Origin of the sequence: Duganella aceris, assembly GCF_011090165.1 — a bacterium.
Classification (GTDB): Bacteria; Pseudomonadota; Gammaproteobacteria; order Burkholderiales; family Burkholderiaceae_D; genus Rugamonas; species Rugamonas aceris.
This window is the reverse complement of the sequence record NZ_JAADJT010000004.1, coordinates 171,589-194,931: the sequence shown is the minus strand read 5'-3', so window position 1 is coordinate 194,931 and position 23,343 is coordinate 171,589. Positions and strand designations below refer to the sequence as shown.

The 23,343-nt window shown below is 63.9% G+C and carries 19 protein-coding genes; 6 read left to right on the top strand and 13 right to left on the bottom strand.

Going from position 1 to position 23,343, the window contains the following annotated elements:
• Window positions 1-5: 5 nt before the first annotated feature.
• On the top strand, window positions 6-1,610 hold the full coding sequence (locus tag GW587_RS10460) for a 2Fe-2S iron-sulfur cluster-binding protein (protein WP_166102089.1): 1,605 nt from the start codon (window positions 6-8) through the stop codon (window positions 1,608-1,610).
• Here GW587_RS10460 and GW587_RS10455 read toward each other — a convergent pair.
• The 6 genes from GW587_RS10455 to GW587_RS10430 form a co-directional block, all read right to left on the bottom strand.
• Complete coding sequence (locus GW587_RS10455; protein WP_166102087.1) at window positions 1,607-2,971, bottom strand: 8-oxoguanine deaminase; 1,365 nt, start codon at window positions 2,969-2,971, stop codon at window positions 1,607-1,609. The two genes, GW587_RS10460 and GW587_RS10455, sit on opposite strands and share 4 nt — an antisense overlap.
• Window positions 2,968-4,980, bottom strand: coding sequence for an alpha/beta hydrolase domain-containing protein (locus tag GW587_RS10450; protein ID WP_166102084.1), 2,013 nt, complete (start codon window positions 4,978-4,980; stop codon window positions 2,968-2,970). The genes GW587_RS10455 and GW587_RS10450 overlap by 4 nt, the downstream gene beginning before the upstream one ends.
• 36 nt (window positions 4,981-5,016) lie before the next feature.
• On the bottom strand, window positions 5,017-5,472 hold the full coding sequence (locus tag GW587_RS10445) for a YbaK/EbsC family protein (RefSeq protein ID WP_166102081.1): 456 nt from the start codon (window positions 5,470-5,472) through the stop codon (window positions 5,017-5,019).
• Window positions 5,473-5,527: 55 nt separating this feature from the next.
• Complete coding sequence (locus GW587_RS10440; RefSeq protein WP_166102078.1) at window positions 5,528-5,941, bottom strand: RcnB family protein; 414 nt, start codon at window positions 5,939-5,941, stop codon at window positions 5,528-5,530.
• A 78-nt stretch (window positions 5,942-6,019) separates the two neighbouring features.
• Window positions 6,020-7,093: a DUF4272 domain-containing protein gene (locus GW587_RS10435; RefSeq protein WP_166102076.1), complete on the bottom strand. Its 1,074-nt coding sequence runs from the start codon at window positions 7,091-7,093 to the stop codon at window positions 6,020-6,022.
• A gap of 14 nt (window positions 7,094-7,107) precedes the next feature.
• Complete coding sequence (locus GW587_RS10430) at window positions 7,108-7,947, bottom strand: aldo/keto reductase (RefSeq protein ID WP_166102072.1); 840 nt, start codon at window positions 7,945-7,947, stop codon at window positions 7,108-7,110.
• 103 nt (window positions 7,948-8,050) lie between these two features.
• Here GW587_RS10430 and GW587_RS10425 point away from each other — a divergent pair, with 103 nt between their 5' ends.
• Window positions 8,051-8,920, top strand: coding sequence for an REP-associated tyrosine transposase (locus GW587_RS10425; RefSeq protein ID WP_166102069.1), 870 nt, complete (start codon window positions 8,051-8,053; stop codon window positions 8,918-8,920).
• 10 nt (window positions 8,921-8,930) lie between these two features.
• On the opposite strand, the gene GW587_RS10420 is transcribed toward GW587_RS10425, so the two are convergent.
• The 6 genes from GW587_RS10420 to GW587_RS10395 form a co-directional block, all read right to left on the bottom strand.
• Window positions 8,931-9,653, bottom strand: coding sequence for an ABC transporter ATP-binding protein (locus tag GW587_RS10420; RefSeq protein ID WP_166102066.1), 723 nt, complete (start codon window positions 9,651-9,653; stop codon window positions 8,931-8,933).
• Window positions 9,654-9,662: 9 nt separating this feature from the next.
• Window positions 9,663-11,612, bottom strand: coding sequence for a branched-chain amino acid ABC transporter ATP-binding protein/permease (locus tag GW587_RS10415; RefSeq protein ID WP_166102063.1), 1,950 nt, complete (start codon window positions 11,610-11,612; stop codon window positions 9,663-9,665).
• A 3-nt stretch (window positions 11,613-11,615) separates the two neighbouring features.
• A complete protein-coding gene (locus tag GW587_RS10410) occupies window positions 11,616-12,506 on the bottom strand; it encodes a branched-chain amino acid ABC transporter permease (RefSeq protein WP_166102060.1) in 891 nt (296 codons plus the stop codon).
• Window positions 12,507-12,586: 80 nt separating this feature from the next.
• Entirely contained in the window at window positions 12,587-13,744 is a 1,158-nt protein-coding gene (locus GW587_RS10405) for an ABC transporter substrate-binding protein (RefSeq protein WP_166102058.1), read from the bottom strand.
• A gap of 218 nt (window positions 13,745-13,962) precedes the next feature.
• Window positions 13,963-14,496 (bottom strand): tetratricopeptide repeat protein, encoded by a 534-nt coding sequence (locus GW587_RS10400; RefSeq protein WP_166102056.1) that lies wholly within the window; start codon window positions 14,494-14,496, stop codon window positions 13,963-13,965.
• An 11-nt stretch (window positions 14,497-14,507) separates the two neighbouring features.
• The gene (locus tag GW587_RS10395; protein ID WP_166102053.1) at window positions 14,508-16,511 is read right to left on the bottom strand and encodes a bifunctional 2',3'-cyclic-nucleotide 2'-phosphodiesterase/3'-nucleotidase; all 2,004 of its coding nucleotides are present in this window, start codon (window positions 16,509-16,511) and stop codon (window positions 14,508-14,510) included.
• Window positions 16,512-16,734: 223 nt separating this feature from the next.
• On the opposite strand from GW587_RS10395, the gene prfB reads away from it, so the two are divergent.
• The 3 genes from prfB (at window position 16,735) to lysS (ending at window position 20,083) form a co-directional block, all read left to right on the top strand.
• A protein-coding gene (gene prfB, locus GW587_RS10390) for a peptide chain release factor 2 (RefSeq protein ID WP_166102051.1) occupies window positions 16,735-17,839 on the top strand; the annotation gives its coding sequence in 2 pieces (ribosomal slippage) (window positions 16,735-16,815 and window positions 16,817-17,839; 1,104 coding nt in all).
• Window positions 17,840-17,850: 11 nt separating this feature from the next.
• Complete coding sequence (locus GW587_RS10385) at window positions 17,851-18,528, top strand: HAD family hydrolase (RefSeq protein WP_166102048.1); 678 nt, start codon at window positions 17,851-17,853, stop codon at window positions 18,526-18,528.
• A gap of 25 nt (window positions 18,529-18,553) precedes the next feature.
• Window positions 18,554-20,083 carry a lysine--tRNA ligase gene (gene lysS / locus GW587_RS10380; RefSeq protein ID WP_166102045.1) on the top strand — a complete coding sequence of 510 codons (1,530 nt, stop codon included), beginning with the start codon at window positions 18,554-18,556 and terminating at the stop codon, window positions 20,081-20,083.
• Window positions 20,084-20,132: 49 nt separating this feature from the next.
• On the opposite strand, the gene ppnN is transcribed toward lysS, so the two are convergent.
• Window positions 20,133-21,503, bottom strand: coding sequence for a nucleotide 5'-monophosphate nucleosidase PpnN (gene ppnN / locus GW587_RS10375; RefSeq protein ID WP_166102043.1), 1,371 nt, complete (start codon window positions 21,501-21,503; stop codon window positions 20,133-20,135).
• 231 nt (window positions 21,504-21,734) lie between these two features.
• Here ppnN and GW587_RS10370 point away from each other — a divergent pair, with 231 nt between their 5' ends.
• Window positions 21,735-23,234: a peptide MFS transporter gene (locus GW587_RS10370; protein ID WP_166102040.1), complete on the top strand. Its 1,500-nt coding sequence runs from the start codon at window positions 21,735-21,737 to the stop codon at window positions 23,232-23,234.
• The last annotated feature ends 109 nt before the right edge of the window (window positions 23,235-23,343 follow it).

Genomic DNA, 23,343 nt, shown 5'->3' with positions numbered 1-23,343 from the left:
ACATCATGGGACGCGCCTATTCTGACATCACCTTCACGCCGGCCGTGCGTGACGTTCAACGCAGGATGGGCAGCCGCGCCCAGTACGAATTCCTCGACGACTTCGAACAGCGCCAGGATAGCCTGGGGCGCAAGGAGATCCGCTTCGTCGAGCAGCGCGACCACTTCTTCCAGGCCACGGTCAACGAAACGGGCTGGCCGTATGTGCAGCATCGCGGCGGCCCGGCCGGTTTCCTGAAGGTGATCGATCCGAAGACGCTGGGCTTCGCCGATTTCCACGGCAATGTGCAGTATCTCAGCGTCGGCAACCTGAAGAAGGACGACCGCATCTCGCTGATCCTGGTCGACCAGGCGGAGCAGGTGCGGCTGAAGATCATCGGCCGCGCCCGCACCGTGGAAGCGGCGGACGATCCGGCGCTGATCGAGCGGTTGCGGATGCCCGGCTACCGCGCCAGGATCGAGCGCGCCTTCATCATCACGGTCGAGGGCTATGACTGGAACTGCCCGCAGCACATCACGCCGCGCTTCACCGAGCAGGAGGTGGGCATCCTCAGCGCGCCGCTGCACGCGCAGATCAAGCGGCTGAAGGAGCAGGTGTCGCAGCTGACACAATTGCAGGCGCAGTTGCAGGCGGCGCCGCCGACCCGGCTGGGCGACGGTCCGCTGGCCCTGGTCATCGCCGGCGTGCGCCAGTTGACGCCGCGCGTGCGCGCCTATGAACTGCGCAGCGCCGACGGCTCGCCGCTGCCGCCGGTGAGCGCCGGCGCGCATCTGGACGTGCCGATGCTGCTGGCGGAAGGTGGCAGCACGACCCGCTGCTACTCCATCTCGTCCAATCCGGCGCTGCCGAACAGTTATGAGATCGCGGTGCTGCGCGAAGAGCATGGCACCGGCGGTTCGGAGGCGGTGCATGCCGACTTCCGGCTAGGACTGGAGTTGAACTGCTCGATGCCCGGCAACGATTTCGCACTGGCCGACGACGGCTCGCCGGCACTGCTGATCGCCGGCGGAATCGGCATCACGCCGATCAAGGCGATGGCGCATCAACTGCTGGCGCAAGGCCGCGACTTCGAATTGCACTACGCGGCACGCTCGCGCGGACAGGCGCCGTTCGCCGACCAGCTGATCGCGGACTTCGGCCAGCGCGTCGTGATGCACATCGTCGATGATGGCGGACGCATGGATATCGGCGAGATCGTCGCCGGCATGGACGCCACGACGGTGCTGTACACCTGCGGCCCGCTGCGCATGATCGACGCCGTGCGCGACGCCGCAGCCAACGCCGGCATCGCGACGGACCGCGTGCGCTTCGAACGCTTCGCCAGCGACGCGGCCCGGCCGGACGACCAGCCGGTGTTCGTAACGCTGAGCCGCAGCGGCAAGGTGATCGAGGTCCCGGCCGACACCAGCATCCTGGATGCGGTGCAGGCGGCGGGCGTGGCGGCGCCGGCCTCCTGCCGCATCGGCAACTGCGGCACCTGCGCGGTCGACGTGCTGGCCGGCACGCCGGACCATCGAGACGAAGCGCTGTCGGAAGAGGAACGGGCGCAGGGCCGCATGTGCATCTGCGTCTCCCGCGCCAAGGGGCCGGCGCTGACGCTGGATCTTTAAGCGCCGGTGGCCAGCGCCAGTTGATGCGCCAGCGCGTTGTGGCTCTCGATGACGACGGGCAGGTCGATGCTGCATATCCGCCCGTCGCGCACAACGACCTTGCCGTTGATGATGCTGTACGAGACATTCGGCGGCGTGCAGAACACCAGCGCCGCGACCGGATCGTGCAGCGCGCCGGCGAAGCCGATGCCGTCCAGCTTGAACATCACGATGTCGGCCGACATGCCGGGCTTGAGCGCGCCGATGTCGTCGCGGTTCAGCACCTTCGCGCCGCCAAGCGTGGCCACTTCCAGCGCCTGCCGCGCCGTCATCGCATCCGGGCCGTAGCCGACGCGCTGCAACAGCATCGCCTGCCGCACCTCGCCCATCATGTGGCCGGCGTCGTTGGAGGCGCTGCCGTCCACGCCCAGGCCGACCGAAACGTCGGCATCCAGCATCTTGCGGATCGGCGCGATGCCCGAGGCCAGCCGCATGTTCGAACACGGGCAATGCGCGATGCCGGTGCCGGTCCGCGCGAACATGTAGATGCCGTCGTCGTCCAGCTGCACGCAGTGCGCATGCCACACATCGTGTCCCACCCAGCCGCAATCCTCGGCGTATTCGGCCGGCGTCATATTGAATTTCTCGCGGCTGTAGGCGATGTCGTTGGCGTTTTCCGCCAGGTGGGTGTGCAGCGACACGCCGAAGGCGCGCGCCATCGCCGCCGATTCCTTCATCAGGTCGCGCGAGACCGAGAACGGCGAGCATGGCGCCACCACCACCCGCTGCATCGCGTGGCGGCCGGCGTCATGGTAGGTTTCGATCAGGCGCTGCGTATCCTTGAGGATCGCGCCCTCCTCCTCCACCACGCGGTCCGGCGGCAGGCCGCCCTTGGACTGGCCCACGCTCATCGAGCCGCGCGCGGCATGGAAACGCATGCCGATCTTGCCGGCCGCCTCGATGCTGTCATCGAGCTTGCAACCGTTCGGGTAGATGTACAGGTGGTCGCTGCTGGTGGTGCAGCCGGACAGGATCAGTTCCGACATCGCCGTCAGCGTGGACACGTGCACCATCTCCGGCGTCAGGTTGGCCCAGATCGGATACAGGTTGGTCAGCCAGTTGAATAGCTCGCCGTTCTGCGCGGCGGGAATCACCCGCGTCAGGCTCTGGTACATATGGTGGTGGGTGTTGATCAGGCCAGGCATCACCACGTGGTTGGTGGCGTCGATGACTTCGTCGGCCTGCTGCGGCAAGTCTGCACTGGCGCCGACCTGCTCGATGACGTTGTCGCGGATGAACACGGCGCCGTCGGCGATCTCGCGCCGTTCGTCGTCCATGGTCACCAGCATGCGGGCGTTCTTGATCAGTAGCGTTTTGCTCATTGTGCGTAGAGGTAGGAGCAGCCTTGGTCGGCGGGGTCGCGCGCCAGGATGCGGTCATAAAGGCCGACATTTTCCGTCATGGTGCGCTCGACGTCTTCCGGCAGCAGCAGGCCGGCCGCGACCTGGCGCTCGGCCGCCGCGCGTACCGCAGCCACATAATCGTCGCGCGACGCGTAACGGCGCTCCAGGCTAGGCCGCGGATCGCCGGCCGCCACACGCTCGGCCTCGGTGCGCGCGAACGGCACGAAGCTGCCGTCGAAGCGCGACGTCGCCCAGGCGAAGCCGGTCTCCGGCGCGCGCAGGTTCCAGCCGGTGTGCGTGCCGAGCGGCGCCTGCAACTCGACCAGGCGCACGCCGCCACGGTCGTTGCCGTCCGCATCCGGCGTCGGCACGCGGGTCTCGAAGTCATCGCCGTGTTTGGGCGGGATGGCGTCGCCGATCAGGCGCGGTTGGCGAAGGTTCTGTTCCGGCGGCGTCAGGCCGAAGCCTTTCGGGAAGATGGCGCGGTAATCGGCCACTGTGGTCAAGGTACCGTCGGCGATCTGCGGATAGGCGCTGGCGGGCGGCTGCTTGCCCTTGACGGTCCAGTCGTCCAGCGCCACGATCAGCGCGCGCATCGGCAGGTAGTGATCGCTGGTCGAGACGCAGGCGGTGAACGGCGCCCGCGTGCGCGAACGGCCGACGTAATGCTGCGCGCCCATGAAACCGTAGATGCGTACATTGTCCGCCGGCGCCACGTCGCGCGCGCCGTCCGGCGTGGTGGCGATCAGCGAGGCGCCGCGATTCCAGAACTCGGTGGAGGTATTGGCGAAGATCAGCTTGGGCGCGTTGCCCTGCTGGTCGCGCGCCTTGTCCAGATAGGAAGCGGTCTTGCCGCTGGCCGGATCGCGCGACGGCGCGGTGGTGAACGGGAAGGCGTCCGCCGGATAGTCGTGCTCCTCCAGCATAGACGGATGGCGGGTCGGCTGGGCGAAGCGGCTGTTGAAGCCCGCCGAACCGCCGGCGCCGGGCACTTGCAGATACGCGCCGTTGAACACCATGCGGCCGGATTCATCGAGGTTCAGGCCATCGTGCAGCATGCGGCCAATGACGCGGCCGGATTGGCTGATGCCGAACATCAGCACATTCCTCGGCGTCGCCGCGCCTTCGAACGGCTGGTCGCGGAAATACGCCAGCAGGTCGCGGATGCCGGCCAGGCCGGCGCCCGTGACATACGGATCCTTCGCCACATAGCTCAGCTCATAAATTGTGTCCGGCTTGAAGCCGCCTTCAAGCTGCACGCGGCCCGGACCGCCCTTCTGCTCCGGCGCGACGAAATGCCAGCTGCTGCGCGGGATGGCGCGGCGCTTGTCGTCGGGACGCGCGCGCGCGGTCAGCTGCGCGTGCGGATCCTCCGGCGTCGCCGGCTCATAGGTCAGGCCGCGCATGCCGGCGTAGGTCACGATATCGGTCGGCGCGTTGACAGTGAACTCGTTCTGCACCTTGCCCTTGATGCCGCTGGCGACCGGCGGCGCGAACACCAGCGGCCTGGCGCCGGCCGGTTGCGGCGCCACGTCCCAGGTCCAGGCGGAGAACAGCAACGAGAAACCGTGCCGCATCAGGAAGCCGTCGCCCGCGTCGGCGGCGCTGGTCGGATCGTTGTTGACCGGGCTGCGGCCGTTGACCTGCCCCATGATGGCGATGCCGCCACGGTTGTTCACGTCGTAAAGCAAGGTGGAAGGCTGGGCGCCGGTCGGGCGCAGCAAAATGAACTCGCTGGAGAACACCACGCGGCCGCGCGCGTCGCGCTTGGCGTGCTTCAAATCGGCGATGGCCTGGTTGGCCTTCAGTTTCGGGTCCAGCGCATAGTGGGCGACGCCGCGTATCTTTTCATACGCGCCGGCCTCGCGGAACGCCACGCCGGCGGCGAACGGCACCCGCTCGATGACTTCGACACGTTCCACCGCGGCCCGCGCCGACAGCGAGGCCGCCGCGACGGCGACCACCAGCGCCAGCTTATGCTTGTTCATTATTCCCCGCCCCCGTCCGATTGCAAACCACCTATGCTAGCAGACGTCGACCCACTGCCCAAGCGTCACGGAAGCCATCAGCGCCGGCGTGATGCGGATCGCGCTGTTGACCGAGCCTGCGGCGGGCAGCACTTCATCGAAATCATTCAGCGACTTGTCGAGATAAATCGGCAGCGGCTGCGCCAGGCCGAACGGACAAACGCCGCCAACCGGATGGCCGGTGGACGCGGCCACTTCATCGGGCGGCAGCATCTTGCCCTTGCCGAAGGTGTCCTTGAATTTGCGGTTGTCGATGCGCGCCACGCCGCTGGCGACCAGCAGGATCACGCGGCCTTCGGCGACGCGGAAAGCCAGCGTCTTGGCGATGCGGCCCGGCTCGACGCCATGCGCTTCGGCGGCCAGCGCCACGGTCGCGGTGCTCACGTCGGTTTCGATAATGGGGAGTTGGATGTCGCGGGAGAGGAAAAAATCGCGTACGGATTGCAGGCTCATGGAATTTGCTGGACAGTTTGCACTGTCCAGCAGTGTAGCAGAGCCGCCGGCTTGCTTAGTTATTCAGCAGCAGGTTGGCGATGATGCCGGTGGCCACAGCGACCAGCACGTAGTCGCCGCCAGTCTGCACCCAATGGTAGCCGCGCGGCGGCGCGCTCAGACGGTGACCGCGCCAGTCATCCACCACGTACTGGCGGCCGCGATATTCGGACGGCAGACGGCCGCCTTTGCGCAGGTCATGGCGCGGGCCGGCGCCGCGATCGCCGCCACGGTCGTCATGGCGGTAATCATTACGATCGTTGCGGCGATCGCCGTTGTCATGGTCGTCACGACGGTCATCGCGCTGATCGCCACGGCTTTTGCCGTTGCCACGATCGTTATCGCGGTTGCCGCGATCCTGTGCGGATGCCGCGCCGACCGCGCCCAGATAGGCGGCGAGTACGGCGGCGATGATGATTTTCTTGTTCATGTCAGCTCCTTGGTTGCGCTTCAATGAGCCAATGTACTCCCCGCCGGCAATGTGTTCCGTTCGCTAGCGTACACAGCCTCAGGTGGGCGTATCGACGTCGTCCCATTCGCGATCCTCGAAGCGCACCAGCCAGTTCAGCGCATGGTGGCGCTCCTGAAGCACGCCGTCGTTCAGGCCCGCCGGCGCCGTTAGCTTCTTCAAAATCGCCTGGCGCGTGGCCCAGTGCAGGCGGTAGTGCAGGTCCAGCGCGTCCAGGATCTCCTCCGCCGGCCGCATCGCCGGCTGCTTGCGCAAGCCCTCGGTGCCGCGCTCGATGGCGGTGCGCGAAATCGCCGACACATCGCAGATCGCGTCGGCGAACGGCAGCGCGTCCTGCAGGCCCAATACCCATTGCAGCACCAGGATGGCTTCGTAGCGCCACAGGAAGCGGGTGATCTCCTGTTCGGTCGGCGCCTCCTGCGCGATGAAGTCGCGTTCCGCGTCGGTCAGGCCGGCGAAGGCTGGTGGAAAACGCTGTTGCAGATCGGCGGCGCTGATCGGATTATCGCCGGTCAGCGACTCGGCGCGGATCGCCACCACGAACAGGGCGAGCATCCGCCTGAGCACATCCTCCGGCGTGCGCAGGCGCAGTTCGGGCTCGGAGACCACGGGCGGCAGATCCGCAGGCACTGACACCTTGCGCGCGGCGATGGCCAGGTCGGAGCGCGCCTTTCGTTGCCAGGCCTGCGGCGGATATGGAACGACGGCTTGCGGATCGCCATCGTCGCCGGAGGCCGGCAACAGGATGCGTCCCTGCGGATCGCGCACGGCGCCGTCTTCCATGAACACGATGGCGTTCGCCGCCTCGGCCCAGGCGCGGAACCGATCCATTTCGCTCGGCTCGATGGAGAGGCTGACATGCTGGCGCACACGTTGCAGATGGCGGATCACATGGTAGCGGACGCGCGACATCTTGCCCTGCCCCGCGTCGGCCAGATGGTTCATGAAGCCGTTCAGATGCGGCGACAGTTCAGGATCGGACAGGTCGCGGCGCCCGTTGAGCACATGGGCGAAGCCCGGCTCCGGCGCATCGGCGACGGTGCAGTAGGCGTTGATCAGGATGAGGTGACTGGTGTCTTTGGGTGAGAACAGCTGTTTAAGTCGATTTAACATAAATTATTTATCAATTAACGCATATCCAGCGCCCGCTTACGTCGCGGCGGCGGGAACGCTCGGTCCAGCGCCGCCAGGTCGTCCGTCGACAGCACGATATCGGCGGCGGCGCGATTAGCGCGCAAGTGTACAGGATCGACGGCCTTGGGGATGGCGATCACGCCGTCCTGATGCAGCACCCAGGCCAGCGCGATCTGCGCCGGCGTCACGCCATGGGCGGCGGCGACGGTCTGGAGGCCGGGACTATCCAGCAACGCGGCCTGTTCGCGGCCTGCCGATTCGAGCGGCGAGTAGGCCATCAGCGGCAGGCGCTGTTGGCGGCACCAAGGAAGCAGATCGAACTCGACGCCGCGCTTCATCAGGTTATACAGCACCTGGTCGGTCGCGACGGCGCCGCAATCGACGGCGTCCTGCATACCTTCCAGGTCGAAGTTACTGACGCCGAAGTCCTTGATCTTGCCGGCCTTCTTCAGCGCCGCGAAAGCGTCGAAAGTCTCGTCGAGCGAAAACGGTCCGGGCCAATGCAGCAGGTACAAATCGACGCAATCGACCTTCAAACGACGCAAGCTGCGTTCGCACGCCGCCTGGACCCCCTCGAAGCTGGCGTTATGCGGATACACCTTGGTGACCAGGTAAACCTCGTCGCGCCGGCCGGCGATCGCCTCGCCGACGACGCTCTCCGCCCCGCCCTCGCCATACATCTCGGCGGTATCGATCAAAGTCATACCAAGATCGAGGCCGGTTTGCAGCGCGCGCACCTCATCGGCCTTGCGCAGCGCCACCTCGCCCATATTCCAGGTGCCCTGCCCCAACACCGGCACCACCGCGCCGGAAGGAAAACTGATTGTCTTCATTGCAAACCCTTTCCAACCCGGTGTCAGTGCCGACATTCGGACAAATATGAACTTAATTGATGCGGCGCAGTCGCGCGCGTGATCCCAAAGCTAGTATAGCCGGATGAACCGCCCTCTCAGAATCGAATTCGCAGGCGCGCTTTACCATGTAACCTCCAGGGGCGACCGGCAGGCAGCGATCTTTCTGGATGATGTCGACCGCACCGTCTGGATGGCGATACTCGCTCAGGTATGCGCCCGCTACAATTTCGTCATCCATGGCTTTTGCCTGATGACAAATCACTACCACGTCGTGCTGGAGACCATCGAAGGCAATCTGTCGCAAGGGATGCGCGTACTGAACGGTACATACTCCCAGTACTTCAATCGCCGCCACGAACTGCTCGGGCACGTCTTCCAGGGGCGTTATCACGCGATTCTGGTGCAACGGGAATCCTACCTCCTTGAACTGACGCGCTATGTGGTATTGAATCCCTTGCGGGCCGGCATCGTGACTTCACTGGAGGACTGGCCTTGGAGCAGTCATGCGTACATGATGGGGAGTAGGCCAGCACCGGCTTGGCTGGACACCTCGACAACGCTTCAGCAATTCGGCGGCGAGCGCGCTACGGCAATACATGCATATCACCGTTTCGTTCTCGCCGGGATAGGCTGCGGCAGCCCGCTTAAAGACCTCCGGCATCAGCTAATACTAGGGGATGACGCATTTATCGCCAAGACCCAAGGCGGCGCCCTCCCCGGCGAGCTTGTGGCCGTTGCGAAAACGCAGCGTCGTGCCGTCAGCCTCACTTTGGCGGAATATCAACAGCGCTATCCAACCCGCGATGAGGCGATGGCACGCGCATACCACTCCACCGCTTACACGATGGAGCAGATAGCCACACATTTCCGCGTCTCCGCCAAGACGGTCAGCCGGGCCGTGAATCGCTTCGAACAGCCCAGTCCGTGTCCAAATGTCGGCACTGACACCTAAGCCCCGGGGGTCAGTGGCCGCCGCCGAGGTAGGCGGCGATGACTTTGGGGTCGGTTTTCAGACTTTCGGCGGGGCCGTGGACTGAGATGCTGCCGTTTTCCAGCACATAGCCGTAGTCGGCGACGTTCAGCGCGGCGGCGGCGAATTGTTCCACCAGCAGCATCGTCACGCCTTCGGACTTCAGCCGCTGGATGATGCGGAACACTTCCTCCACCAGGATCGGCGCCAGGCCCATCGACGGTTCGTCCAGCAGCACCACGTCGGGATTGAGCATGATGGCGCGCGCCATCGCCAGCATCTGCTGCTCGCCGCCGGACAGCGTACCGGCCAGCTGCCCTTGCCGCTCCTTCAGGCGCGGGAACAGTTCCAGCGCCTTTTCCAGGTCGTGCTTGATGTCGCCCTTGGGCCGCGCGCGGGTGAACCGCGGGAAGGCGCCCAGCAGCAGGTTGTCGGTGACCGTCATCGAGGCGAACACGCGCCGCCCTTCCGGCGAATGCGCCAGACCCGCGCGCGCGATCTTGTGCGAATCGGCGCCGGTGATGTCCTTGCCGTCCAGCGTGACCTTGCCGCCCTTCGGCTTGATCATGCCGGAGATGGCGCGCATGGTGGTGGTCTTGCCGGCGCCGTTGGAGCCGATCAGCGTCACCAGCTTGCCCTTCGGGACTTCCAGCGAGATGCCGTGCAGGACTTCCACTTTGCCGTACGACGCTTGCAGATTGGTGATCGATAGCATGTGCTGTCCTTAATGCGCCGCCGGCGCCGTGGTTCCACCGTGTTCTTCGCTGCTGCCGCCCAGGTAGGCTTCGATCACCTTCGGATCGCATTGCACCATCGCGGGCGCGCCTTCGCAGATCTTCTGTCCGAAGTCCAGCACCGTGACGGTGTCGGACAACGCCATCACCACATCCATGTGGTGCTCGATCAGGATGATGGTGATGCCATGGTCGCGGATCTTGCGGATGATCGCCATCAGCTCCTTGATGTCGGGAGCGGTCAGGCCGGCCGCCGGCTCGTCCAGCAGCAGCAGGCGCGGGCTGAGTCCGAGCGCGCGGCCGATCTCCAGCAGCCGCTGTTTGCCGTACGGGAGATTGCGCGCCTCCTCGTCCGCCATCGCCGACAGACCGACGAATTCCAGAATGCTGGCGGCGCGTTCGCGCGCGGCGCGCTCCTCGCGCTTGTAGCGCGGCGTTTGCAACATCACGTCCAGCACGTTCGACTTGAAGGTGTTGTGCAGGCCGACCAGCACGTTTTCGGTGGCGGTCATCTCGCCGAACAGCTGCACGTTCTGGAAGGTGCGCGCCACGCCGCCCAGCGCGATCTCGGATGGCGTACGGCCCGAAATCACCGCGCCCGCGAACGAGACCTTGCCGTCGGTCGGCTTGTAGATCCCGGTCAGCACGTTCATCATCGTGCTCTTGCCCGAACCATTGGGGCCGATCAGTCCATGCACCGAGCCTTGGGCCACCTTCAGGTCGACCTGGTTCAGCGCCTTCAGGCCGCCGAACTGCATCAGGATGCGTTCGACGTCGAGCAGCGTCTCACCGGTTTTGCCGCCCTGCGCGCGGTCGAACGGTTCGACTCCGCTGGCCGCCACCGCCTTGGCATGCACGGCGCCTTTGCCGATAAGGCTGAACAGGAAGCCGATGATGCCGTCCTGCAGATAGTAGACCACGAACAGCGTCATCAAGCCGAACACGGTCAGGCGCCAGTCGACGATGTTTTCCAGCTTGTAGGAGAAGGCGGCCATGCCGATGGTGGCGATCAGCGGAATCAGCACGTCGCGCGGCGTCGAGCGCTTCTTCGCCACCATGAAGGCGGAGCCGATCACGCCCAGCACGGCGGCGGCGACGGCGATCTTGCGGAACAGCTCAATGTCCGCCAACAGGCTAGGCAGCATCACCACGATCAACGCGCCGATCAGCGATCCGGAGCGGGTCTTGCGGCCGCCCATGATCACCGCCAGCAGGAACAGGATGGTCAGCTCGAAGTTGTAGGTGTTCGGCGAAATATACTCCTCCGAATACGCATACAGGCTGCCCGCCAGCCCGGCGAAGCCGGCGCTGATGATGAAGGCGTACACCTTGTAGCGGTACACCGACACGCCCATGCAATCCGAGGCGATCGGACTGTCGCGCAGCGCCTCGAAGGCGCGGCCCAGGTTCGATTTCAGGATCCGGTGCACCACGATCAGCGACACCACCATCAGCGCGGCGCACATATAGTAGTACTCAACCTCGCTGAGCTTCTGGCCGAAGACCAGCGGCTTGGTGATCTTCAAGCCCATCGGCCCTTCGGTGAGGAAGGTCATCTCGTTGATCAGGATCTGGATGATGGTGCCGAAGGCCAGCGTCACCATCGCCAGATACGGGCCGGTGACGCGCAAGGCCGGCAGCGCGAGGATGGCGCCGAAGATGGCGGCGCTGCCGATGCTGACCGGGATCGCGACCCAGAACGGCGCCCCCAGCTTGAACACCATCACGCCGGTGGCGTAGGAGCCGATGCCGAACAGGCCGGCGTGGCCCAGCGACACCTGCCCGGTGTAGCCGACCACGATATCGAGCCCGAACAGCAGGATGGCGTAGATCAGGATGGTTTCAAACAAATGAATGTAGTACGGATTCGGAATCAGCACCGGATACAGCACCAGCACCGCCAGACCCACGATGCTCGCCGCGAGGATTTTCTTGTTCATGGATCAGACCTTTTTGATGGCGGCTTTGCCGAACAGGCCGGACGGCTTGATCGCCAGCACCAGCAACAGCAGCAGCAATCCCGGCACTTCCTTGTAGCCGGTCGAGATGTAATAGCCGGTCGTGGTCTCGGCGATGCCCAGTATCAGTCCGCCGACGATGGCGCCGACGCCGGAGGTCAGGCCGCCGATGATCGCCACCGCGAATGCCTTCAGGCCGAGCGATGCGCCCATGGTGGCGCCGGTCAGCGTCAATGGCGCCACCAGCACGCCGGCGAAGGCCGCCGTCGCCGACGACAGCGCATACGAAAAGGTGATGACGACGCCGGTGTTAATCCCCATCAGCCCCGCCGCGTCGCGGTCGTTGGAGGTGGCGACGACCGCCTTGCCGTAGATCGATTTGCGGTTGAAGATCTCGACCGCCGCCATCATGGCCAGCGCGCCGATCACCACCGCGAACTGCATCGGCTGCACGTTGGCGCCCAGGATATTGATCGGCGCGGAGCTGAGCGGCGACGGAAACGTCAGGTCGTCCTTGCCCCAGATGTTCTCGGCGACGTTCTTGAAAATGATGGCCAGCGCGATGGTCGACATGATCCAGCCGAATTCCGACTTGATCTTGATCGCCGGCCGCACGCCTATCCATTCGACGAACATGCCTTGCAGCGCGCCGAACACGATCACCAGGGGAATCATCAGCAGGTAGCTCATATAGGGCCCGCCGTGGATGGTGCCGACCAGGCTGAGGCCGACCAGCGCGCCGAGCATCAGCGATTCGCCCTGGCCGAAATTGAGTGTGCCGGAGGTGGCGAACGTAAGCTGGTAGCCGAAGGCGATGACGGCATAGATCATGCCGAGCGCGATGCCGCTGAAGACCAGTTGCAAGAGGATTTCCATGATTTCACCTTTGCTGCGGACGATAAGAAAAAGGCCAGGCTTGAATCCTCAAGTCTGGCCAGTGTTACAGCGGCGCGGCCTTACTTGGCCTGGACTACTTTGCCGTCCTTGACTTCACCGAAGACGGTGATGTCGGCGGTGATCGCCTCATGGTCGTCCTTGGAGTAAGGCTTGGCGTAGGTGGTGACCACGCCTTCGACCTTCTCGCTCAGGTTCTCCAGCGCGGCCTTGACCTTCGGACCGTCGGTCGAACCGGCCTGCTTGATGGCGGCGGCCAGCAGGTAGATCGAGTCATAGCCCTGTGCGGCCGACACCGGCGACGGCATGCGGCCGCCCGGCGGGTTGTAGGCCTTGACGTAGGCGTCGATGAAGGCCTTGCGCTTGGGCGTGGTGCCGTCCTGGATGAAGGTCTGCGGCATGCGGGTGCCGTTGCCGTTCTTGCCGGCGTTGTCGATGAAGTTGGCCATCGACAGGGTCCAGCTGCCGATCAGCGGCACTTTCCAGCCCAGTTTTTCCATGCCGTTGGCGATCTGCGCCAGTTCCGGGCCGATGCCGTAGGTGAGCACCACTTCGGCGCCGGCCTGCTTGGCCTTCAACAGCTGGGCCGTCATGTCGACGTCCTTGATGTTGTACTTCTCGATGGCCACCGCCGTCATTTTTTTCTCGGCCAGCGCTTTTTCCAGGTCCTCGCGGCCCAGCTGGCCGTAGTTGGTGGAGTCGGCCAGGATCGCGACCTTCTTGAACTTGCGATTATCGACCGCTTCCTTGATGATCATGTGCGACTGGATCTGGTCGTTGGCGGAATTGCGGAAGATGTAGTTCTCCGGTTCCTTGGCGAACTGCTGGGTGATGATGGAGCCGGTGGCGACGTTGTTCATCACCGGGATCTTGGCTTCCTGGTAGAAGCGCTGCGACGCCAGGGCGACGCCGGTGTTGATGTAGCCGACGGTGGCGGCGACTTTTTCCTTGTTGATGAGTTCCTGGGCGATCTGCACGCCGCGTTCGTTCTTGGCCTCGTCGTCGCGTTCGATCAGCTGGATCTGGCGCCCGAGCACACCGCCCTTGGCGTTGATCTCCGCCGCCGCCAGCTTGACGCCGTCGCGCATCGATACGCCCATCGGCGCGGAACCGCCGGTGAACGGACCGGCGACGCCGATCTTGATGGGGTCAGCCGCCTGGGAGGAAGCCGCGAAACCGAGTGCCATGCCTGCAACGAGCAATTTCAATTTGAAATTCATGTGTCATCTCCTGTTTACAACGTTTTTATAATAATCGCTTAGGTGTAAAACGCTTGGAAAATCGGCTGGAAAGTCGCCCCATCGATGAAACATTGTAGGTTAGTAGAACGACAGCAGCAACAGATAGATGTGCGGCATCGCAGCAAGCGCAAAGGCCGCGCGGATGTAAGCAAGCAGTAAGGATAAGGTGTATGGATCGTGTAGGGATCGTGCAGGGATTACATCGCCGGAGCGCGCTTCGCCAGCGCCCGGTGGGCGAAGCGCAGCTGCGTCTCGGCAAGCGCCTCGTTGCGCTCGAAGCCCATGGAACCGTCGCGCAGGCCGATGGCCATCGCCATCACCGCTTCAGGATACTCCAGATCGGCGGCTTTTTCGATCAATCGTCGCGCCGCCTGGTCGTCGCGCGGCACGCCGTCGCCACTGAGATACAGATTCGCCAGCATGAACATCGCCGCCGGCATCTGGCGGTCGGCGGCGAACTGCAGCCACTGCGCGGCGACTTTGGCGTCGCGCGCCACGGCCATGCCGTTCTTGTACATCATGCCCAGATAATAGGCTGCCAGCGGATCGCCGGTCCTGGCTGCGCCGCTGAACAGCTGGAAGGCCTTGGGCAGATTCGCCGGCGCCCGCGCGGAGCCGCGCAGGTAAAGGCGCGCTTCCTCGACCGGATTGGCGGCGATGGTGCCCGCCGCGCCGGCCATGCCGGCCGAACCGGCCGCTGCCAGCAGCAAGGCCGCGATCATGCTCCGCATGCGCGCCCCGCTCATTGCGACAAATCGATGGCGTACAAGGCAAAGCCCTTGCCGCCGCCATCGTCCTGTTTGAGTTGCGTGACCGACTTCAGGCCCGCCTCACGCGCCAGCTGCAGCATGCCCGGCGCCGAGTGGAACACCACCGCGCCTTTGGTCGCCACCGGCGCGAAACGCCAGCTGCGGGTGGCGCCGTTGCGCGCGCGCGTCAATTGTTTGGTGTCGCGGATGTAGGCGATCAGCACATCGCGGCTGGAATCCGGCGCGGCCAGCACGGTCTTGCCGCCGTCCAGGCCGGGGAATCCGCCGCCGCCGCTGGCCCGGTAGTTATTGGTCGCGACCAGGAATTCCTGCGACGGCGCGATCGCCGCACCTTTATAGTGCAAGGCGGTGATACGCTGGCCGAGCGGCTTGGTGACGTCGATCTGATAGGTGACGTCGGCGCTGGTCAGCATGTCGAAGTTGTAGCCGGCGAAGGCGGTGTTGACCAGCTCCTGCTGCGCGGCGCTGGACGGGTCGATCCGGTTGAAGCGCTCGGCCGCCTTTTCCAGCCAGGCCTTGAGGCCGGCGCCGTCTATCTTCACCGCGTGCAGCGCGTTCGGATACAGATACAGGTCGGCGGCGTTGTTGAGCGCCAGCCCGCCCGCCTTGACGTCGGTGTAGTCGCCGACGCCGGCCGCGCCGGTCTTGAACGGCGACGCCATCGACAGCACCGGCAGCGCCGCGTACTGCGGCATGCTGGCCTTGACGAAGTCCCGCACGTAGGCGGTCTGCGCCTGGTTGACCGGCTCGATGGCGCTGACGTCGCCCACATCGGCGAAGTACGACGCCATGCGGAAATCGCTGCTGCCGACCGGCGTTTGCACGTAGCGGATGGTGGCCGCGTGCTCGTCGGCGATCAGCGCGCCGATGGCGGGATCGGCGGCGACGTAGCTGCGGTCCGGATTCTGCGTGCCGCGCGCCTCGACCGTGGTGCGGCTTTTGTCGATGACCCAGGCCTTGCCGTCGTAGGCGAGGTGCAGGCCGATCACACCCAGGTGCTTGCCCCACAGGTTGGCCATCACGGCGGGCACGCCGCGCACCGTGCCCTTGACCTTGTCCACCTCCGGCAGGTTGAAGCCGGGCGTGGTGCTGGCGGCGTTGGGGAACGGCAGGTGGGCGTGACCGATCAGCATCGCGTCCACGCCCGGCACCTGCGCCAGGTAGTAATTGGCGTTTTCCATCTCCGGCGTGTACGGCGCGCCGGAGATGCCGCCGTGCGAGATGGCGACCACGATGTCGGCGCCCTGCGCGCGCATCTGCGGGATGTACTTCTCGGCCGATTCGCGCACGCCTTCGGCGTAGACTTTGCCGTCCAGCCAGCGCTTGTCCCACGACAGCACGCCCGGCGGCGCGAAGCCGATGATGCCGACCTTGATCGACGCCTTCAGCGGCTTGCCATCCGGCCCGGCGGCGGCGATCTCGCGCGTCAGGATGCGGAACGGTTCGAACAGCGGCCGCCTGGTCTTCAGGCTGTAGATGTTCGCCAGCACGATGGGGAAGTTCGGGCCGGCGCAGCGCGGCGCGTCGGCCGGCACGCCGTCGACGTCGAAACGGTTGCCGGTCACCTGGCTCAGATAGGCCAGGCCGTAATTGAATTCGTGGTTGCCGATGCCGGCGCCGTCGACGCCCAGCTGGTTCATGGCCTTGTAGATCGCCACCGTCTGGTCGCAGGCGACCGGCTTGACCAGCGCCTGGTAGTCGGCCAGCGCCGTGCCTTGCAGCGCGTCGCCGTTGTCGAGCAGCAGATTGTTGGGGAATTCGGCGCGCGCCTGCCTGATCAAGGTCGCGGTGCGCTCCAGGCCGATCGAAGGATCGGCCTGCAGCTTGTAATAGTCGTAACCCAGCACATTCGCGTGCAGATCCGTGGTCTCCAGCAGCGCCAGCGTGGCCTCGGTGCCGACCGGCGGCACGACACCGTGCGGCAGGCTGGAACAGCCGATCAGCAGAGTGGGCAACGCAAAATACGCTAAACGCATGGATCAACCAAAAAAAAGTTGCGGTTTTTTAGGCAACGGACCGATGCGCAACATCATACGCAGCGGGTTTCTTTGGATCAAGCATTTAAGTAGAAAGCACAATATTTTTGTTGTTTTGTGGTGAAAATGTCAGCTTTTCCCTGTCGCCGCGCGGCGCTGGGAGAGTGCCGCCGGCTAGGGTATAATCCGAGGTTTGATTGTAGCCATAGAAAAGAAGAAAACCATGGAAGCCGAACGCATCAACTCCCTCTCCGCCCTGCTCAGCGACCTCACGGCGCGCGAAGCCGAACTTCGGAGGTATCTTTGACTTCGATAAAAAGTCAGAGAAACTCGAACAAGTAAACGAAGAGCTGGAAGACCCTGCCGTCTGGAACGACCCTAAAAAGGCGCAGGACCTCGGCAAGGAAAAGAAATCCCTGGAAGCGATCGTGTTCGCCTTGACCAAGGCCGACACCGACCTTAAAGACATGGGCGACCTGTTCGCCATGGCCAAGGAAGAAGGCGACGACGACACGCTGGAAGCGCTGATCGTCGACGCGGAAGCCGTGCGCGTGGTCATCGAAGGCATGGAGTTCCGCCGGATGTTCAACAATCCGATGGACCCGAACAACTGCTTCATCGACATCCAGGCCGGCGCCGGCGGCACCGAGGCCCAGGACTGGGCGTCGATGCTGCTGCGCCAGTACCTGCGCTACGCCGACCGCAAGGGCTTCAAGGTCGAGATCATGGAGCAGTCCGACGGCGAGGTGGCCGGCATCAAGACCGCCACCATCAAGGTCGAGGGCGAGTACGCCTACGGCTTCCTGCGCACCGAGACCGGCGTGCACCGCCTGGTGCGCAAGTCGCCGTTCGACTCGGCCAACGGCCGCCACACCTCGTTCACGTCGCTGTTCGTGTACCCGGAAGTGGATGATTCGATCGACATCGAGATCAACCCCGCCGACCTGCGCATCGATACCTACCGCGCGTCCGGCGCCGGCGGTCAGCACATCAATAAAACCGACTCCGCGGTGCGTCTGACGCACGGCCCGTCCGGCATCGTCGTGCAGTGCCAGAACGACCGCTCGCAGCACCGCAACAAGGCCGAGGCAATGGAAATGCTGAAGGCGAAGCTGTACGAGATGGAACTGCGCAAGCGCATGAGCGAGCAGCAGAAGCTGGAAGATTCGAAGACCGACGTCGGCTGGGGTCATCAGATCCGCTCCTACGTGCTGGATCAGTCGCGCATCAAGGATCTGCGCACCAACTTCGAGACCGGTAATACCAAGGGCGTGCTGGACGGCGACCTGGACGACTTCATCTCGGCATCGCTCAAGCAAGGCGTTTAATGGCAAACCCGATGACCTCACCATCGCAGCGCGCGTTCATCTTCGACATGGACGGCACCATCGTCGACAACATGGCCTTCCACACCAAATCGTGGCTGGCGTTTTTCGAGCGTCGCGGCAAGACGCTGGACGCGGATGAATTCTTCCGCGCCACCGCCGGCCGCCAGGGTCACGAGATCATGAGCGCCTATATGGGTTCGCACCTGACCAAGGAAGAAAGCGCCGCGCTCGATTTTGAGAAGGAATCGCTGTACCGCGAGTTGTACGGCCCGCACCTGGCGGCGGTCGACGGCTTCGTCGACTTCATCGCCCGCGCCAAGGAGGCCGGCATCAAGCTGGCCGTGGCCACCGCCGCGCCGAACGAGAACATCGCCTTCACGCTGGACGGCCTGGATCTGCGCAAGGAGTTCCACGCCATCGCCGGCGCCGCCGACGTCGCGCGCGGCAAGCCGAATCCGGATGTGTTCCTGCTGGCGGCGGAGCGCAGCGGCGCCCTGCCCGTCAACAGCATCGTGTTCGAAGACGCGCCGCTGGGTGTGGAAGCGGCGCGCCGCGCCGGCATGCGCGCGGTGGTGCTGACCACCACCCTGCCGGCCGAAGCCTTCGCCGAATTCGACAACGTCATCGCCATGGCGCGCGACTTCAGCGAACTCGATATCGACGCGCTGTTCGCAGCGGCCACCAACTAATCATCACCTCAACCAGAAATACACCATGACTACGGATCTCCAAGAACAAGCAGCCGCTCCTGATGAAAACAAGATCATCGCCGAGCGCCGCGCCAAGCTGGCCGCCATTCGCGAACAGGGCATCGCCTTCCCGAACGACTTCAAGCCTGAGAACAAGGCCGCCGACCTGCACGCGCAGCATGGCGAGAAGACGCGCGAAGAGCTGGAAGCCAATCCGGTCAGCGTGGTGCTGGCGGGCCGCATGATGCTGAAACGCGAAGCCGGCAAGAAGGCCGCTTTCGCCACGCTGCAGGATTCGTCGGGCCCTAAAGCGGACGGCCGCATCCAGATCTACGCCACGCTGGACCTGACCGGCGAAGCCGCGATGGCCGCGCTGCACCACTACGACCTGGGCGACATCCTGGGCGTGGTCGGCACGCTGTTCAAGACCAAGACCGACGAACTGACCATCAAGGTCAGCGAACTGCGCCTGATCACCAAGTCGCTGCGCCCGCTGCCGGACAAGTTCCACGGCCTGGCCGACCAGGAGACCAAGTACCGCCAGCGCTACGTCGACCTGATCATGAACGAAGAGACCCGCCGCACCTTCAAGGCGCGCACCGCCGCGATCTCGTCGATGCGCCGCTTCATGGAAAAGAACGAATTCATGGAAGTGGAAACGCCGATGCTGCACGCCATTCCAGGCGGCGCGGCGGCCAAGCCTTTCATCACCCACCACAACGCGCTGGACATGCAGATGTTCCTGCGTATCGCGCCCGAGCTGTACCTGAAGCGTCTGGTGGTCGGCGGTTTCGACCGCGTGTTCGAGATCAACCGCAACTTCCGCAACGAAGGCGTATCGATCCGTCACAATCCCGAATTCACGATGATGGAATTCTACGCGGCCTATACCGACTACAAATGGGTGATGACCTTCACCGAAGAGATCATCCGCCAGGCCGCCGTCGACGCGCACGGCACCGCGACGCTGACCTACGGCGGCCGCGAGCTGGATCTGGCCAAGCCGTTCCACCGCCTGACCATCGTCGAAGCGATCAACAAGTACGCGCCGGGCTACACGCCGGAGCAGCTGACCGACGCTGAGTTCATCAAGAAGGAACTGCTGAAATTCGGCGTCAAGCCGTTCGCCACGGCCGGCCTGGGCGCGCTGCAACTGGCGCTGTTCGAGGAAACCGCCGAAGCGCAGCTGTGGGAACCGACCTTCATCATCGACTACCCGGCCGAAGTGTCGCCGCTGGCGCGCGCATCGGATACCGCCGCCGGCATCACCGAGCGCTTCGAACTGTTCATGGTTGGCCGCGAGATCGCCAACGGCTTCTCCGAGTTGAACGACGCCGAAGACCAATCGGCGCGCTTCCTGGCGCAAGTGGCGGCCAAGGACGCAGGCGACGAAGAGGCGATGTTCTACGACGCCGACTACATCCGCGCGCTGGAATACGGCATGCCGCCGGCCGGCGGTTGCGGCATCGGCATCGACCGCCTGATGATGATCATCACCGACTCGCCGAACATCCGCGACGTCCTGCTCTTCCCGCACCTGCGCCGCGAAGAGTAATAAAAAAGCCGCTCAATCGAGCGGCTTTTTCGTTTAAGGGATCATTTGATCACTGAATCACGCGGTAGCAAGGCGTGTAGGCCTTGCCGGCGAGTTTCATGCGGTGCTGCGCGACGAAGGAGGCCAGCAGTTCGTCCATCGGCCCCATGATCTGCTTGTCGCCGTGGATTTCGAAGTGGCCGTACTTCTCGATCGCGCGGATGCCTTCGTCCTTGACGTTGCCGGCGACGACGCCGGAAAACGCGCGTCGCAGGTTGGCCGCCAGCAGGTGCACTTCCTGGTTCTTGTGCAGGCTCAGGTTGCGCATGTTTTCGTGCGTCGGCGCGAACGGCTTCTGGAACTCCTGGTCGATCTTCAGGCCCCAGTTGTAGTAGTAGGCGTCGCTGCGCGACTTGCGGAATTCGCGCACCTGCTTGATCCCCGCCTGCATCTCGCGCGCCACCAGCTCCGGATCGTCGACGATGATCTTGTAGCGCTGCTGCGCTTCCGGTCCCAGCGTGTCGTGGATGAACTGGTTGATCTGCACGAAGTACTCGCGCGAGGTCTCCGGTCCGGTGAACACCAGCGGGAACGGGATGTCGGCGTTATCCGGATGCAGCAGGATGCCCAGTATATAAAGGATCTCCTCGGCGGTGCCGGCGCCGCCCGGGAACACGACGATGCCGTGGCCGGTGCGCACGAACGCTTCCAGCCGCTTCTCGATGTCCGGCATGATCACCAGTTCGTTGACGATCGGGTTCGGCGACTCGGCCGCGATGATGCCCGGCTCGGAGATGCCCAGGTAGCGGCCCGCGGCCATGCGCTGTTTGGCGTGGCCGATGGTGGCGCCCTTCATCGGGCCCTTCATCGCGCCGGGACCGCAGCCGGTGCAGATATCCAGCCCGCGCAGGCCCATTTGATAACCGACTTCCTTCGAGTAGTTGTACTCGGCGCGGTTGATCGAGTGACCGCCCCAGCACACCACCAGGTTCGGGTTGAGCATCGGCTTCAGCACCCCGGCGTTGCGCAGGATGTGGAACACGGCGTCGGTGATGCCTTCGGTCTTGGCCAGGTCGAATTCCGAATTGTCGGTGACCTCGTTGCTGACGAAGATAATATCCCGCAGCACCGCGAACAGGTGCTCGTGGATCCCTTTGATCATTTTGCCGTCGACGAAGGCGATCGCCGGCGCGCCCTTGATATCGAGCTTGATGCCGCGCTCGCGCTGCACGATGCTGATGTCGAACGACTTGTACCGCTCCAGCAGTTCCTTTCCATCGTCGATGGTGCTGCCGCAATTGAGCACGGCGAGTGCGCAGTTGCGGAAGATGTTATAGAGGCCGCCCTGGCTTGTGTCGAGCAGCTTGTTCACTTCCGCCTTCGAAAGGATCTCCAGCTGTCCTTCGGGCGAAATCAGGGTATCGACAACGTCATGTTCCATGATGCGTAAATCCTTATTCATATTCTGAGGGCCTGCAGTGCCAATATACGACAACTCGGCCTTTTTTGGGTCGGAGAATGCGCGCGCGGTTTATTAGCACAAATGACACAGCTTTGCAGGAAGCCCATCAAAAGGTGCGTCTGGACCGATTTGTAGATTAAAATGGCGCGCGCTGGATTCCTCACGAGGGAATACTATCCATTTTTTTGAACATAAATTAGGAGAAACCGCATGAGCGGTGCTACCACCACCAACACGGAAGTCGCTATCCCCGAATTCAAGCAGATCATGGGCCACCCTGCTCCGCTCTGGATGTTGTTCATGACCGAGTTCTGGGAGCGCTTCGCGTTCTACGGCATACGCTGGGCGCTGGTGCTCTACGTGGTCGCACAGTTCTACAATGGCGATGCCACCGGCGAGTCGCACGCCAACCTGATTTACGGATCCTATCTGGCGCTGGTGTACGCCGCCGCGCTGTTCGGCGGCTATGTGGCCGACCGCGTCCTCGGTTACCAGCGCTCGATCCTTGTCGGCGCCGCCTTCATGGCGGCCGGCCTGTTCATGATCGCCTTCCCCGACCAGACCGTGTTCCAGATCGGCCTGGCCACCATCATCGTCGGCAACGGCATGTTCAAGCCTAATATCTCGACCATGGTCGGCAAGCTGTATAGCACCGCCGATACCCGCCGCGATTCGGGCTTTACGATTTTTTACATGGGCATCAACTCCGGCGCGCTGGTCGCACCGGTCCTGACCGAGTGGCTGGCGACCGCCATCTTCGGCACCGGCGGCATGCCGGCCTATAAAGTGGTGTTCATGTCGGCCGGCGTCGGCATGCTGATCAGCCTCGTATGGTTCTTCATCGGCCGCCGCCAGCTGAAAGGCATCGGCGCGCCGGACGCGGTCAACGCCGATCCGAAACGCATGATGTACGTGATCCTGGGCTCGCTGTGCGTGATCCCGGTGGTGTACTTCCTGCTGGCCGCCGGCGCGCAAAAGCTGCAAGTGGTGCTGAGCGTGCTGTTCATCCTGCTGTCGGTGATGCTGATGGTCGAGGGGATCAAGAACGGCAAGGTCGCGCGCGACAAGGTGATCGCGATGCTGGTGATCTTCTTCTTCAATATCATGTTCTGGATGTTCTTCGAACAGGCGGGCAGCTCGTTCACCTTCCTGGCCGATAAGATCGTCGACCGCGAGATGTTCAACTGGACCTTCCCGGTGGCGTGGTTCCAGACCGTGAACTCGCTGGCGATCATCGCCTTCGCACCGTTGGTGGCCTTCGTCTGGATCGCCCTGCGCAGCAACAACCCATCGATCCCGCGCAAATTCGGCCTGGGCCTGCTGTTCAATGGCGCCGCCTTCGGCCTGTTGATGTACGCGCTGTCGATGCTGGTCAATATCGATAACAAGATTCCGTTCTGGACCCTGTTCATGGTCTACGTGCTGCAATCGGTCGGTGAGCTGTGCCTGTCGCCGATCGGCCTGTCGATGGTGACCAAGCTGGCGCCGACGCGTCTGGTCGGCCTGGGCATGGGCGGCTGGTTCCTGTCGACCGGTATCGGCAACAACCTGTCGGGCATCTTCGCTTCGGCGGTGAGCGGCGAAAGCGGCATGTCGGTGACGTCGGCGCTGTCCGGCTACACCTTCGGCTTCTACTCGCTGATGGCAGGCGGCGTGCTGCTGTTCCTGGTCGCTCCGCTGATCCAGAAGCTGATGCACGGCGTGAAGTAACCCCGCACGCTTCACAAATAGACGGCGCCTGCGGGCGCCTTTTTTCATGGACGTGATCAGCCACTACCGCGCCGGAGGAGTATCTACCCTGGGTGTCGTTATATTCTCC